Origin of the sequence: Microbispora hainanensis, assembly GCF_006874475.1 — a bacterium.
Classification (GTDB): Bacteria; Actinomycetota; Actinomycetes; order Streptosporangiales; family Streptosporangiaceae; genus Microbispora; species Microbispora hainanensis.
Genome location: NZ_VIRM01000001.1, coordinates 218,542 through 231,094 on the forward strand (window position 1 = coordinate 218,542; position 12,553 = coordinate 231,094).

Consider the following 12,553-nt stretch of genomic DNA (forward strand, 5'->3'; position numbering starts at 1 on the left):
CGGGAGAGACGGGACGCCTCACCGCGGCCGGCACCCCCCGAGGAAGGACGCGACACGCATGACGATCTCGCTGCAGCCCCAGCACTCCCTTGATTCCGGCCGCTACACCGTCGGGCTCGCCGAGAGCGCCGCGGATCTGCGTGCCGCCCAGCGCCTGCGTCACGAGGTGTTCGCCGGGGAGATGGGCGCCCGGCTCGACTCCCCGCTGAACGGGCTCGACGTCGAACCGCTCGACGCCTACTGCGACCACCTCCTCGTCCGCGAGGGCGACACGGTGGTCGGCACCTACCGCCTGCTGCCGCCCCGCCGCTCCGACCGGCTCTACTCCGACGCGGAGTTCGACCTCGGCGCGCTGGAGGGCCTGCGTGGTGACCTGGTCGAGGCCGGGCGCACGTGTGTGCACCCCGGCCACCGCGGCGGCGCGGTCGTCGCGCTGATGTGGGCCGGCATCGCGCGATACATGGCCGACCGCGGGCACGCCTGGCTGGCGGGCTGCTGCTCGGTGCCTCTGGACGACGGCGGCATGGCCGCCGCCGGTGTCGCCGACCGGGTCGCGCTGGGGCCGCAGGAGTATCGCGTCACGCCGCACACGCCCTGGCGCGCCGCCGGGGTCCCCCGCCCCGGCCGGTTCACGGTGCCGCCGCTGCTACGCGGCTATCTACGACTCGGCGCGTGGATCTGCGGCGCGCCCGCCCATGATCCGGACTTCGGCACCGCGGACTTCTTCGTGCTGCTCCGCGTGGCCGACGCCGACCCCCGATATCTGCGGCACTTCCTCGGGCAGTCGCGATGAGCGCCGTCACGCACGTGCCCGCGGCCTCCTCCGCCTGGCTGCCGGCGTCCCCCTGCGCACCGGACGTCTGCGTGCGGGCGCAGGCCCGTACGGCGGGGCCGCTGCGGCGGGCCGCCCGCCTGCTGGGCGCGCTCGTGGTGCTGCTCGCCGGTCTGCCGATCGCGCTCGCGCTGGGCCGTACGGCCTGGCGGGGGGTGGTCACGACGCGCTGGTCACGGCTGCTGCTGCGGGCCCTCGGCGTCAGGATCGTGACGTGCCGCGGGTTCTCCTGCATCGGGGGCTCGGCGCGGGCGCGAGCCGTGCCGGAGGGAGACGGGCCCGCCCTGCTCGTCGGCAACCATGTCTCGTGGCTCGACCCCCTGGTCATCACGGCGACCTTCGCCTGCCGCCCGCTGGCCAAGGCCGAGGTGGGCAGGTGGCCGGTCGTCCGCACGCTCGCCGCCGGGGGCGGCGCGCTGTTCGTCGACAGGGGCCGGCCGTCCACCCTGCCGGGGGTCGTCGCGGACATGACCGCCGCGCTGCGGCGCGGTGAGAGCGTGGCCGCATTCCCCGAGGGCACGACGTGGTGTGGACGCGAGATGGGGCGATTCCGGCCCGCGGTGTTCCAGGCGGCGATCGACGCGGGGGTGCCCGTGCGGCCGGTGGCGCTGCGGTTCCTGGAGCTCCCCGAGGGCGCTGGAAAGGGCGTGTCCACCCGGCCGTCGTACGTCGGGGACGACACGCTGCTCGCGTCCGTCCTGCGGATCGTCGCCGCCAGGGACCTCGTCGCGGAGGTGACGGTCTTCCCCGCCGTACGGCTGGACCGCCCGGCCGTGTACGGCGGCCGGGCCCACCGGAGGGAGGCGCGGGTGGAGCTCGCGCGGATCGCCGAGGCCCAGGTCAGGACGGGGCTGGTGGAACCCGGGGAGAGGACTGCGGCGGCCTGACGAGCTGCCGGGACGGTCGGCGGCGCCCGCCCGGAGACCCTGGCGGGCGCCGTGGAGGATGGACGGACTCAGCGGGTGATCGTGCTCTTCGACTTCACCCAGCCGATGCTGTCGCCGAACTCCGAGAGCAGTTGCCTGGGGTCGGTGTTCGTCGAGGTGTCGATGACCGCGCCGCCGAAGTAGCCGTAGAGCTTGCCGCGGGCCGACCCGCTCACCTGGGCCTTCGCATAGAACGTGTAGCTCTTGCCCTTCTTGAGACCGGGCAGCACGCACAGCGCGCGGGTCCGCTCCCGCGTGCAGTGCTCGTGATAGCGGGAGCCGTGCGGCACGTAGATCCGGGTCTTGGTGACGTTCTTGGGGAACTTGACCGCGAGGAAGATCTCGTCGGTCTTGGTCTTGAGCCTGTTGACGAGCTTGACCTTGAACGACACCACGCGTCCGGCACGGACGCTGTAGGGGAAACTGACCTGGATGCGGACGGGCGCCGAGGCCGCCGTGGTCGCGGCGGACGAGGTGGAGGTGGCCGCCGTGGACGAGGTGGTCGCGGCCGACGACGCGGCGGAGGCGGGCGCGCCGGACGCGACCAGCGCGCCCGCGGCCAGTGGCAGGGCCAGCAGCGCGGTCGGCTTGCCGATGAGGGTACGCATGCGGGTCAGCCTTGACGATCGAGATCACGGTTCGATCACGCGTCACAGGATGAGATGACTGTCGCCGAACTCGTGCCAGAGGTAGCCCTCCTCCAGCGCCGCCTCGTAAGCGCGGGTCAGCACGCGGGTCCCGGTGATCGCCGACAGCATCATCAGGTGGGTGGAGCGGGGCTCGTGCAGGCCCGTGACGAGGCCGTCCACCGCGCGTACGCCTCCCTCGGGCGTGACGACGTGCGAGGTCCAGCCCGACGCCGCCCGCACCGTGTCCGGGGCGGAGGCGTCGCGGGCGGCGGTCTCCAGAGCCCGCACGACGGTCGTGCCTACGGCGATCACCCGGCCCCCGTGCTCACGGGTGATGTTCACCAGCCGTGCCGTCCGCTCGGAGACCGAGAACCACTCGGGATAGGGCGGCTCGTCCTTCTCCGGAGACGCGACCCCGGTGTGCAGCGTGATCGGCGCGACGCCGATCCCCCGGCTGACCAGGGCGGTGACGAGCTCCGGAGTGAACGGCCGGCCCGCGCTCGGCATCTCCGCGCTGCCCGGCTCGACCCCGAAGACCGTCTGATAGTCGGCGAGCGGCCAGTCGCGCCCCACGTATCCATAGCGGATGGGCACGCCGTGCGCGGCGAGGTAGGAGAGCACGTCGCGGTCGAGGCGGGCCCGCCACAGGCGCGGCGTCTCGGGCGCCAGCAGGCGCAGCGTGGCCCCTCCCGGCAGCGGCAGCCATTCGCCGGGCGCGGCGCCCGAGTAGGGCTCCGTCGCCCTCCCCGTACGGCGGCGCAGCTCGACCAGCCACTCGCCGGACGCGAGACGGCCGGAGAAGTGGACGGCCAGCCGGTCGAGCCGCACCGCCGCGGGCAGGGTGGCGGAGTCGTTGACCACCAGCAGGTCGCCGGGGGACAGCAGCGACGGCAGGTCGGCGAAGACGTGATGGGTGATCTCGCCGGTGTCGCGGCGCGACACCAGCAGCCTGACCTCGTCGCGGCGCAGCCCGCGCGCCTCCGGCGGTTCGTGCGCCTCCAGTGGCGCCGCAAGCGCGAACTCGAACGACCCTCCCGCCCCATAGGGCCGGATCGCCGGATCGGGGGCCGTCATTCCAGCGCTCCCCGGGTGAAGCGGCCGGGGGCGGGGCGGGAGCCGACGAGGCGCAGCAGCGCCGGCACCACGCTCTCGGGCGGCGGCGCCGCCCCGGCCTCCTCCGGGCCGACGGCGTCCGCCAGCATGCGGGTGCGCATCTCGCCCGGATCCACCCACCAGACCGCCACGTCGGGCTCCTCGGCGGCCAGGACGTTCGACACCTGGTCGAGGGCGGCCTTGGTCGCACCGTAGCCGCCCCAGCCCTCGTACGCCTCGACGGCGGCGTCGGAGGAGATGTTGAGGATGGCGCCCCGCCGCTTGCGCAGCGCGGGCAGCGTCGCCTGGACCAGCGCCAGCGGTGCGATCACGTTCGTCTCGAACAGCGCGCGCAGCGCGTCGAGCGGATAGCCGGCGAGCCGGGGCAGCGGGGTGGGGCCGAGCCCGCTCGCGTTGTTGACCAGGAGGTCGAGCTCGGGCACGGAATCGGCGAGCCTGGCCACGTGCGCCGGGTCGGCGACGTCTCCGGGAAGGGCCCGGGCGCCGAGGTCGAAGGCGGCCGACATGAGGTCCTCCTCGCCCCGCGCGGTGAGGAGGAGCGACCAGCCGTCCTCGGCGAGCGCCCTGGCGAGCGCGAGTCCCAGCCCTCGGGAGGCACCGGTGATGAGTGCGTGCTTCATGCGCTTCACGCTAGAAATCGGCACGTCACGAGCGCATCGGACCGAGGCCCGGCCGTCGCTCGGCAGTTGGGTCTAGGTCCTGTGGCCGACGCGGCCCGCCCGCCGCGGGACCTAGTCTGTGTTGCGTGCCCGAGCCCGCCGACCCCGCCGCCGCCTGCGAGCGGGACCGTGACGCCGTGCTGCACGCGGTCAGCTCGGCCGTGCTCGCCGTCACCCGTCACCTGTCGGTCCGCGAGGTCCTCCAGGTGATCGTGCGGTCCGCGGCGCGGCTGCTCGACGCGAAATACGCCGCGCTCGGCGTGCCGGACGACGACGGCGCGTTCGCCGAGTTCGTGGCCGAGGGCATCTCCGACGAGCAGTGGGCGGCCATCGGGCCGACCCCGCGCCAGCACGGCATGCTGGGCGCGATGCTCCGCGAGGGGACGCCGGTGCGGCTGCCCGACATCCGCAGGGACCCCAGGTTCGAGTGGTGGCCGAAGGCCCATCCCATCCTCAAGGACTTCCTCGGTGTGCCGATCACCGACGGCGCCACCGTGCTCGGGATCATCTTTCTGTCCAACAAGCGGACGCCGGGCGGGTTCGACGAGGCCGACGAGGAGCTGCTGACGCTGTTCGCGGCGCACGCCGCCATCGCGATCACCAACGCCCGGCTGTACGAGCGGGGGCGCGAGCTCACGGTCATCGAGGAACGCACCCGGATGGCCCGCGAGCTGCACGACGCCGTCAGCCAGAAGCTGTTCTCGCTGCGGCTGACCGCGCGGGCCGCCGCCGCGCTCGCGCGTACGGATCCCGAGCGGGCGGCCGAGGCGATCGAGCGGGTGGAGCGGATGGCGGGAGAGGCGCTGACCGAGCTGCGCGCGGTGATCGTGGAGCTGCGCCCGGCCGAGCTCGACCGGCACGGGCTGGTGGAGAGCGTGCGCAAGCTGGCGGCCCTCCTCGACCGCCTGCATCCCATGACGGTCGCGTTCTCGGCGGAGGGCGAGCCGCCGGACGACCGCGACCTGGCGCCCGAGATCGAGGTCGCCGTGCTCCGGGTCGCCCAGGAGGCGCTGCACAACGCCGTACGGCACGCCAGGGCCGCCCGCATCGACGTACGGCTCTCGCACCGGGAGGCCACCCTGGTGCTGGAGGTGACCGACGACGGCGTCGGCTTCGATGAGGCGGGTGTGCACGGCCTGGGACTGCCGTCGATGAGCGACCGGGCCCAGGCCGTCGGCGGCACGCTGACGGTCTCCTCCGCGCCCGGCCGCGGCACGACCGTAAGACTGGAGGTGCCCGCGTGATCCGCGTGCTCATCGCCGACGACCACCCCGTCGTGCGGCAGGGCCTGCGTACGTTCCTGGAGATCCAGGAGGACATCAGCGTCGTGGGGGAGGCGGCGGACGGCGCCGAGGCGGTCGAGATGACCGGCGCGCTCACCCCCGACGTGCTGCTGCTCGACCTGAAGATGCCGGTGCTCGACGGCCTCGGCGCGCTCGCGGAGCTGTCCCGCCGCGACGTGCGGGTGATCGTCCTCACCTCGGTCAGCGACCGGGGCGACGTGGCCCCGGCCATGCGGGCGGGCGCCGCGGGCTTCCTCTACAAGGACGTGGACCCCGCCGCCCTCGTCCAGGCGATCCGGGCCGTGCACGGCGGGCAGGTCCTCCTCGCGCCCGAGGCCGCCGAGGCGATGCTGGCCGCACCGGCGGACCGAGAGCAGGCCGGCGCGGGGTCGGCGCTGACCGACCGCGAACGCGAGGTGCTGCGGCTGCTCGCCGCCGGCCGGTCGAACCGCGAGATCGCCCGCGAGCTCGTGGTGGCGGAGAAGACCGTGAAGACGCACGTCTCCAACGTGCTCATGAAGCTCGGCGTGCAGGACCGCACCCAGGCCGCGCTCTACGCCGTACGCCACGGCCTGGCCTGACGGAATGGTAGTTCGAGGCGGTCGCGAAGGGGTGAGTCCGGGCCGTCGGACCTTGGGTCAGACCTGGGACTCCACGATGGCGTTGTGCGCGGCCACCCTGGCCCGCCGTACGGCGCGGTCGAGGTCGCGAAGGGCCTGCACGCGCGCGGCGACCTGCCCGGAGGTGAGGCCCCGCTCGTCGGCGAGACGGAGCGCCACCGACAACCGCGAGGCGAGGGCGCCGACCCGGTGCGCCCTGCCGGGGTAGCCGGGGGCCAGGGCCTCGCCCGCGCGGTCGAGCGCGTCCGGCGCCGGAAATCCCTGCGCCGGGCCGCCTACGCCGAGCAGCGCCTCGGTGGCGGCCATCATGGTGGTCCGCAGCGCCTGCTCCGCCTCGGCCAGCGACGGCACGTCGGGCGGGACGGCCGACGCCTCGGCCACGGTCCAGCGGATTCCGGAGTACGAGGAGCCGCGCCGGTCGGCGGACGGCACGAGACCGAGGCACCGGTCGGACAGCACGGCCACGGCGGCCTGGCCCGCGTCGATCGCGGCGCCGTTGAAGGCGGGCGGGCCGGTGAGCCCGAGCGGGTCGCCGGGCACCGGCAGGGCCAGCCGGAACGCGCCGAGCCCCTCGATCCGCCGGTCGACGAGGTAGGCGAGCAGGGGGGTCTCGACGTCATCCGCCGCCACCACCTGAGGCCCGGCCTCGCGCTCGACGCGGTCGAGGGCGTGCTCCAGGCTCACGTGTCCGCCGAGCCACGCGTTGCCCCAGGCGACGAGCGTGGCGGAGATCGGTGAATCGATGTGCACCCGATCCACGATATGTGTTCGGACTGCCATAGTTTTATCTCAGCGAACCACGGGAGGGGGCCACATGGGCGGTCAGGTGCTTCAGCTTCAGGACGTGGCCGTCCGCAGGGACGGCGCCGCCCTGCTGCGCGGCATCGACTGGAGCGTCAGGGAGGACGAGCGCTGGGTGGTGATCGGGCCGAACGGCGCGGGGAAGACGACGCTGCTCCAGGTGGCCGCATCGCTGCTGTTCCCGTCCGAGGGCTCGGTGGAGATCCTCGGCGAGCGGCTCGGCCAGACGGACGTGTTCGACCTGCGGCCCCGGATCGGCCTGGCCAGCGCGGCCCTGTCGGAGCGCATCCCTCCGGACGAGAAGGTCATCGACCTCGTGCTGACCGCGTCGTACGCGATCCTCGGCCGGTGGACGGAGGAGTACGACTCCCACGACGTCACCCGGGCCGTCGAGCTCATCGACCAGCTCGGCTGCGCCCACCTGATCAGGCGGCGCTTCGGCACGCTGTCGGAGGGCGAGCGCAAGCGGGTGCAGATCGCCCGGGCGCTCATGCCGGACCCCGAGCTGCTGCTGCTCGACGAGCCCGCCGCCGGGCTCGACGTCGCGGGCCGCGAGGACCTCGTACGCCGTCTCGGCGCGCTGGCCCGCGACCCGAAGTCGCCCACGATGGTGCTGGTCACCCACCACGTCGAGGAGATCCCGGCGGGGTTCACCCACGTGCTGCTGCTGCGGCACGGCTCGGTCGTCGACCAGGGGCCGATCGACGCGGTGATGACGCCGGAGAACCTGTCGGCGACCTTCGGCGTGCCGCTGCACCTCGACCGCGGCCAGGAGGGCCGCTGGTACGCCCGTCCCCTCTGACGTCCGGGCGTAGACCGCCGCCTACCCTTGGCGGATAGCCGTACGAGGGAGAGGTGCGAGTGACGCCGTGGGAGGCGGCCGCGGTCTTCGCGGCCGGAGTCGGTGCCGGGGCGATCAACGCGGTCGTGGGGTCGGGTTCGCTCATCACGTTCCCGACGATGCTGGCCGCCGGCTTTCCGCCGATCGTCGCGAACGTGTCCAACAACGTCGGGCTGGTCCCCGGCGGCGTGACCGGGGTGCTCGGCTACCGCGCCGAGCTCAAGGGCCAGCGTGAGCGGCTGCTCCGGCTCGGCGTCGCGTCCGTGATCGGCTCGCTCGCCGGCGGAGTGCTGCTCCTGGTCCTGCCCGCCGAGGCGTTCAAGGTCATCGTCCCGGTGCTCATCGCGGTCGCCTGTCTCCTCGTGGTGTTCCAGCCGAGGATCAACGAGTGGCTGGCCGTACGGCGCAGGCCGCACCCCCACGGAGGGCCCTGGCTGTGGCTGGGCGTGCTGGGCGCGGGCATGTACGGCGGCTACTTCGGCGCCGCCCAGGGCATCGTGCTGATCGGCCTGCTGGGCAGCTTCCTCGACGAGGACCTGCAACGGGTGAACGCGGCGAAGAACCTGCTGTCGCTGCTGGTCAACGCCACGGCCGCGGTGCTGTTCACGTTCATCGCGCCGGTGGACTGGATCGCCGTGCTGCTGGTCGCGCTCGGCTCGGCCGCCGGCGGCTTCCTCGGCGCCCGCGTGGGCCGCCGCCTGCCCGCACCCTTGCTGCGGGGATTCATTGTTGTCGTTGGAATCGTGGCGATAGTGAAGCTCGTGTCCTAAAAGGGTATGTCTGCCCTTGTGAAGGGCGACCGGGTGGAGATCGTCATCGATGCGGGGGGCACCCCGCGCACCTACGAGGTGGTCGCGACCAGGGCGGGCCGCCGGATCGAGATCACGACGGGCCGGGGAGTGGTCGAGGTCACCGAGGTCACGCGGGCGGGCACGCCCGTCCGCACCGCGAGGTTCATGTCCAACCGGGTGCTCGCGCTGGTCGAGCATCCCGCCGACGACCGCGGCCCGGACACCGGCTGACCCGGGTCCGGGCAAGGAACGCGCCGCCGTGTGGGGGGTTCACTCCGCGGGACGCACCTGGACGACGCCGTCCTGCCGCAGGCGGGTCTGGAAGGCCGGCTGGCGCGACGTGGCGGGGCCGTGCATGACCCGGCCGTCGGAGATGCGGAAGGCGCTGCCGTGCCACGGGCAGACGATGCAGGCTTCGCCCTCCTCCATGGCCACCCGGCCCTGGTGGAGCGGGCCGGCGAGATGGGAGCAGTTGTCCGCGAGCACGCTCACGTCGTCGCCGAGACGCAGGACGAAGAGATCGATGTAGCCGAGCCGCCGCCGGACCGGCCGCCCGTTGGGCAGGTCCTTGAGCGCGCACAGGTCGTGCCAGCCGAGCGGCATGAGGTGGCCGACCGACTCCGCATGGTTGGCCCCGGCCGCCTGGCGATAGGACATGTGGCTGCCGAGGTGCGCGCCCGCGGAGGCCGCCGCGAGTCCCGCGTACCCCAGCATGCGCCCGGCGCGTTCGCGTCCCGTCATTCGTAAGAAGAGAGAGCCCGTGTAGCAGAGCGCCGCGGCGGCGTTGGTCATGGCGTGCACCAGGCCCACGCGCTGCTGTTCGCGATGGAGGGTGGACCAGTCGGTGAGGCCGGCCGCCACCGTGGGAACGGCGCTGCCCAGCCCCGCCAGGATGAGCGTCCGCGCCGCACGCGGGCCCGTCTTGGTCATGTCCACCACGCTCGCCGACAACCAGCAGCCGAAGGTCGTCACCGCGAGCGCCGGGTGCAGCGGGTGGCCCATGGGCACGCCGTGCAGGACGTCCCTGAGCTTGCCCGGGCCGAGTCTGCGGCGGACCTTCTTGGATATGACGGTGATCGGCCGGTCGAGCGCGGTGGCCCGCTCGAGCCCGTCGAGGAGCTCTGCCGAGGGGACCCTCCGTGTCGTCCGGCCCGCACGCGGCCTGGTCGTCTCTTCCATGTTTCGCCCCCTAACACGGGCTCACGTACCCCCGCGTCACAGGTGTGAACATGGACAGGCATGGGACGGTATGTACGAGTTTCGGGCTGACGCCATCGAGGTCAGGGCGCCAGATGACCCCGGGCGACCGAGCCGGCGACCAGCTCCGCGGCGTACTCGCCGAGCGTGGGCGAGCCCTCCTCGATGAGCCGCACCTTCTCCATGACCTGGGCGGCCGTCACCTTGTAGAGCGGCCAGGTGCCGCCCTCGTTGTGGTGGTTGGCGATGATCGGCGCCAACCGGTCGAGCGCCCGGGCGAACCTCGCCTCCGATGTCCGCCGCTCCTCGAACTCGTCCCACAGGGTGCGCAGCCGCGCCCCCTGGTCGTCCGGCAGCAGTCCGAAGATGCGGTCGGCCGCCGCGCGTTCGAGGGCGGCCTGCGCCTCGACCGCGACGGGGTCGTAGATGAAGGTGTCACCGGCGTCGATCTCCACGAGGTCGTGGACGAGCAGCATCGCGACCACCTTGGACATGTCGGTGCCCGGGGGCGCGTGCTCGGCCAGCGTCATCGCCATCATGGCCAGATGCCAGGAGTGCTCGGCGTCGTTCTCCCGGCGCGAGCCGTCGATCAGCGAGTTGCGGCGGATGACGCGCTTCAGCTTGTCGATCTCCATGTGGAAGGCGAGCTGGGACTGCAGCCGTTCGTGGATGAGCGCGGTCGTCACCCGCGCAAGCCTAACCGGTCACGATCAGTTCGTCCCCGATCCGGCGCCGCGCGCCGTCAGGCTGGTGCACGCCCTTCTCCCGTCCGCCTCCCGTCTGACGACGCGTCCTCCGGCCTGGCGGTGCGGGGCCGGTACGGAGCGTCGGCGGGCGTCAGACGGTGAAGAGGCGGCCGACCTCCTCCAGCTCGCGCACAAGGTCGAAGCGGGGGTCGCGGTAGTGGCGGGCGCCGAAGCCGGTGCGGCTCACGGTCCATTTCAGTTCACGCGCCCACCTGTCCTGATCGGCGCACAGCGCCAAATCCGCCATCGTCATCCGGCTTTTGATCAGTGATAACCAGGCGGCACCGGGATTCACCAAGGGACTCCTTCCGGAGGGGTGCCAAGTAGAGATCTCGTCGTCCTCAATTCGTCGTAGGGAGAGCGCGTCCCACCATCGGAACGGCCCATTCGTGTTCGCTGCTCGCTGTTTCCGCATGGCGAGCGCCGGCGACGCCGGTCGAATTTCGAAATCCCGCTGGCCCGGATGCCTCCCCGTCGTCACACGCATCCGGAGCCGACGGCGCCCCTCGCCGGGCGCGTGCCGCGGATGGGGAATCGGGCCTCGGAGTATTTCGCCGGCGACCGCCGGCGCCCCCACACGCCGGAAGACCCTTCCCGTATCGATCGTGACTCAGGACGCAATGCGCTGCAATACTTGACGAAAAGAAATCCGCAAGAATCTTGTGTCGATACGCTGCAAATTACGGTGCAAGTTGCACGAGCGGGCGCGGTAATCTCAGGACAGGGCGCCCCTCACCCGCGCGCCCGATCCGCCAGGGCGCGCCCACCATCCGTGCGTCCACCGCAACCACCGGATTCACCGGATGAAGGAGGTCGGCAGGGGTGCCCGAGCACGGCAGTCCCACCGTCCGCCGCCGTCGGCTGGGGCAGGAACTGCGCCGCTTACGCGAGCGCGCCGATCTGACGGGCGACCAGGTGGCCGCCCGGCTCGGCTGGTCGGCGGCGAAGATCAGCAGAATCGAGACGGCGCGCACCTCGCCTCGCACAAGCGATGTTGAGGCACTTCTGGTGATCTACATGGTAGATTCCCGCCAACGCCAAGAGCTGCTCGCCCTGCACCGGGACGCGACCCGGAAGGGCTGGTGGGAGGATTACCGCGACTCCCTGCCCAAGGAATACACGACGTTCCTGGGCCTGGAGGCCGAAGCCACGGCGGCACGCGACTGGGAACCCCAGGTAGTGCCGGGTCTGTTCCAGACAGAGGCATACGTCCGGGCCATGATGGAGAGCGGACAACGGAGCACCCTTGAGCTGCCGGGCGGCGTCCGCAGCCGGATCGAGGTCCGGATGGCGCGCCAGCAGGCGGTTCTCAGGGCGGAGAGCCCGCTGGACATCTCGGCCGTTCTGGAGGAGTCGGTCCTGCTGCGCCGGTTCGGCGACCACGAGGTGATGCGGGAACAGCTCAGACGGTTGATCGAGGTGTCGGAGCTGCCGAACGTCGAGTTGCGGATCCTGCCGCTCGACGCGGACCACCCGATCAACACCGGGGCGTTCAGTCACCTCAAGGTGCCCGACTTCCATGACGTCGTGTACCTGGAGGCGCTCCTGGGCGGCCGTCTGGTCGAGGACGAGGCGATCGTCTACCGGTACGAGGTGGCATTCGACTACCTGGAGACGAAGGCGCTCGACGTGGACGACTCCCGCCGGTTCTTGGAGAAAACTGTCCGTCACTGGCGTTAGCCAGCTCTAGACCGCCCCGGGAACCCGCGCGACATGATTTCCGGGGGGAGAGAACATTGTCCATGAACTCGATTGACCTGTCCGGCGCCGTCTGGTGGAAGAGCAGCCGGAGTGCCAACAACTGCGCCTGTGTGGAAGTGGCCGTACTGCCCGGCGGGCATGTGGGCGTGCGCGACAGCAAGAACCAGGACGGCCCCGCCCTCGTGTTCACCTCGGCGGAATGGGACGCGTTCATCGGCGGCGTGAAGGACGGCGAGTTCGACCTTTAAACGAGCCCGGCCTTTCGGCGGCTTCGGCTTCTCGGCGGCTTCGGCCTTTCAGTGACGTCGGCCATTCAGTGACGTCGGCCTTTCAGTGACGTCGGCTTTTCCAACGACGCCGGCCGGTCGCGGACGCGCGTACGGCCCGCGCCCGGTAAGGGGCGCGAGCCGTACG

The 12,553-nt window shown here is 72.2% G+C and carries 16 protein-coding genes; 9 read left to right on the forward strand and 7 right to left on the reverse strand.

Going from position 1 to position 12,553, the window contains the following annotated elements:
* Positions 1-58 precede the first annotated feature (58 nt).
* Both FLX08_RS01000 and FLX08_RS01005 read left to right on the forward strand, forming a co-directional pair.
* Positions 59-793, forward strand: coding sequence for a GNAT family N-acetyltransferase (locus FLX08_RS01000; RefSeq protein WP_142616132.1), 735 nt, complete (start codon positions 59-61; stop codon positions 791-793).
* The gene (locus tag FLX08_RS01005; RefSeq protein ID WP_142616134.1) at positions 790-1,719 is read left to right on the forward strand and encodes a lysophospholipid acyltransferase family protein; all 930 of its coding nucleotides are present in this window, start codon (positions 790-792) and stop codon (positions 1,717-1,719) included. Before FLX08_RS01000 ends, FLX08_RS01005 begins: the two co-directional genes overlap by 4 nt.
* 68 nt (positions 1,720-1,787) lie before the next feature.
* On the opposite strand, the gene FLX08_RS01010 is transcribed toward FLX08_RS01005, so the two are convergent.
* The 3 genes from FLX08_RS01010 to FLX08_RS01020 are packed head-to-tail and all read right to left on the reverse strand — an operon-like array spanning position 1,788 to position 4,120.
* Positions 1,788-2,366, reverse strand: coding sequence for a hypothetical protein (locus FLX08_RS01010; protein WP_142616136.1), 579 nt, complete (start codon positions 2,364-2,366; stop codon positions 1,788-1,790).
* A gap of 42 nt (positions 2,367-2,408) precedes the next feature.
* Positions 2,409-3,461, reverse strand: a complete 1,053-nt coding sequence (locus FLX08_RS01015; RefSeq protein ID WP_142616138.1) for an S-adenosylmethionine:tRNA ribosyltransferase-isomerase — start codon at positions 3,459-3,461, stop codon at positions 2,409-2,411.
* Positions 3,458-4,120 (reverse strand): SDR family NAD(P)-dependent oxidoreductase, encoded by a 663-nt coding sequence (locus tag FLX08_RS01020; RefSeq protein WP_142616140.1) that lies wholly within the window; start codon positions 4,118-4,120, stop codon positions 3,458-3,460. The genes FLX08_RS01015 and FLX08_RS01020 overlap by 4 nt, the downstream gene beginning before the upstream one ends.
* A gap of 125 nt (positions 4,121-4,245) precedes the next feature.
* Between FLX08_RS01020 and FLX08_RS01025 the strand changes: the two genes are divergently transcribed.
* Together FLX08_RS01025 and FLX08_RS01030 are read left to right on the forward strand one after the other, a co-directional pair.
* On the forward strand, positions 4,246-5,403 hold the full coding sequence (locus tag FLX08_RS01025; protein ID WP_142616142.1) for a GAF domain-containing sensor histidine kinase: 1,158 nt from the start codon (positions 4,246-4,248) through the stop codon (positions 5,401-5,403).
* Complete coding sequence (locus tag FLX08_RS01030) at positions 5,400-6,023, forward strand: response regulator (protein WP_142616144.1); 624 nt, start codon at positions 5,400-5,402, stop codon at positions 6,021-6,023. Before FLX08_RS01025 ends, FLX08_RS01030 begins: the two co-directional genes overlap by 4 nt.
* Before the next feature lie 57 nt (positions 6,024-6,080).
* Here the strand turns inward: FLX08_RS01030 and FLX08_RS01035 are convergent, their stop codons facing one another.
* The gene (locus tag FLX08_RS01035) at positions 6,081-6,812 is read right to left on the reverse strand and encodes a hypothetical protein (protein ID WP_244312180.1); all 732 of its coding nucleotides are present in this window, start codon (positions 6,810-6,812) and stop codon (positions 6,081-6,083) included.
* 64 nt (positions 6,813-6,876) lie between these two features.
* Between FLX08_RS01035 and FLX08_RS01040 the strand changes: the two genes are divergently transcribed.
* Genes FLX08_RS01040 through FLX08_RS01050 form a run of 3 tightly spaced genes read left to right on the forward strand, consistent with a single transcriptional unit; the run spans position 6,877 to position 8,726 of the window.
* Positions 6,877-7,665, forward strand: coding sequence for an ABC transporter ATP-binding protein (locus FLX08_RS01040; protein WP_142616148.1), 789 nt, complete (start codon positions 6,877-6,879; stop codon positions 7,663-7,665).
* Positions 7,666-7,724: 59 nt separating this feature from the next.
* Complete coding sequence (locus FLX08_RS01045; protein WP_142616150.1) at positions 7,725-8,474, forward strand: sulfite exporter TauE/SafE family protein; 750 nt, start codon at positions 7,725-7,727, stop codon at positions 8,472-8,474.
* Positions 8,475-8,480: 6 nt separating this feature from the next.
* Positions 8,481-8,726, forward strand: a complete 246-nt coding sequence (locus FLX08_RS01050; protein WP_205830246.1) for a hypothetical protein — start codon at positions 8,481-8,483, stop codon at positions 8,724-8,726.
* Positions 8,727-8,765: 39 nt separating this feature from the next.
* On the opposite strand, the gene FLX08_RS01055 is transcribed toward FLX08_RS01050, so the two are convergent.
* From FLX08_RS01055 to FLX08_RS01065, 3 genes are all read right to left on the reverse strand, one after another.
* Positions 8,766-9,674 (reverse strand): Rieske (2Fe-2S) protein, encoded by a 909-nt coding sequence (locus FLX08_RS01055; protein WP_142616152.1) that lies wholly within the window; start codon positions 9,672-9,674, stop codon positions 8,766-8,768.
* 101 nt (positions 9,675-9,775) lie between these two features.
* On the reverse strand, positions 9,776-10,327 hold the full coding sequence (locus FLX08_RS01060) for an HD domain-containing protein (protein ID WP_142616358.1): 552 nt from the start codon (positions 10,325-10,327) through the stop codon (positions 9,776-9,778).
* A gap of 202 nt (positions 10,328-10,529) precedes the next feature.
* Complete coding sequence (locus FLX08_RS01065; RefSeq protein WP_142616154.1) at positions 10,530-10,733, reverse strand: hypothetical protein; 204 nt, start codon at positions 10,731-10,733, stop codon at positions 10,530-10,532.
* A 527-nt stretch (positions 10,734-11,260) separates the two neighbouring features.
* Here FLX08_RS01065 and FLX08_RS01070 point away from each other — a divergent pair.
* Together FLX08_RS01070 and FLX08_RS01075 are read left to right on the forward strand one after the other, a co-directional pair.
* Complete coding sequence (locus FLX08_RS01070) at positions 11,261-12,118, forward strand: helix-turn-helix domain-containing protein (RefSeq protein ID WP_142616156.1); 858 nt, start codon at positions 11,261-11,263, stop codon at positions 12,116-12,118.
* Positions 12,119-12,180: 62 nt separating this feature from the next.
* Positions 12,181-12,387, forward strand: a complete 207-nt coding sequence (locus FLX08_RS01075) for a DUF397 domain-containing protein (RefSeq protein ID WP_142616158.1) — start codon at positions 12,181-12,183, stop codon at positions 12,385-12,387.
* The last annotated feature ends 166 nt before the right edge of the window (positions 12,388-12,553 follow it).

What these genes read in the sequence shown, in the direction of transcription:
- FLX08_RS01015 (WP_142616138.1), bottom strand. Translation starts at nt 3,461, where the DNA reads ATGACGGCCCCCGATCCGGCGATCCGGCCCTATGGGGCGGGAGGGTCG.
- FLX08_RS01075 (WP_142616158.1), top strand. Translation starts at nt 12,181, where the DNA reads ATGAACTCGATTGACCTGTCCGGCGCCGTCTGGTGGAAGAGCAGCCGG.
- FLX08_RS01040 (WP_142616148.1), top strand. Translation starts at nt 6,877, where the DNA reads ATGGGCGGTCAGGTGCTTCAGCTTCAGGACGTGGCCGTCCGCAGGGAC.
- FLX08_RS01020 (WP_142616140.1), bottom strand. Translation starts at nt 4,120, where the DNA reads ATGAAGCACGCACTCATCACCGGTGCCTCCCGAGGGCTGGGACTCGCG.
- FLX08_RS01050 (WP_205830246.1), top strand. Translation starts at nt 8,481, where the DNA reads ATGTCTGCCCTTGTGAAGGGCGACCGGGTGGAGATCGTCATCGATGCG.
- FLX08_RS01005 (WP_142616134.1), top strand. Translation starts at nt 790, where the DNA reads ATGAGCGCCGTCACGCACGTGCCCGCGGCCTCCTCCGCCTGGCTGCCG.
- FLX08_RS01000 (WP_142616132.1), top strand. Translation starts at nt 59, where the DNA reads ATGACGATCTCGCTGCAGCCCCAGCACTCCCTTGATTCCGGCCGCTAC.
- FLX08_RS01060 (WP_142616358.1), bottom strand. Translation starts at nt 10,327, where the DNA reads ATGGAGATCGACAAGCTGAAGCGCGTCATCCGCCGCAACTCGCTGATC.
- FLX08_RS01010 (WP_142616136.1), bottom strand. Translation starts at nt 2,366, where the DNA reads ATGCGTACCCTCATCGGCAAGCCGACCGCGCTGCTGGCCCTGCCACTG.
- FLX08_RS01055 (WP_142616152.1), bottom strand. Translation starts at nt 9,674, where the DNA reads ATGGAAGAGACGACCAGGCCGCGTGCGGGCCGGACGACACGGAGGGTC.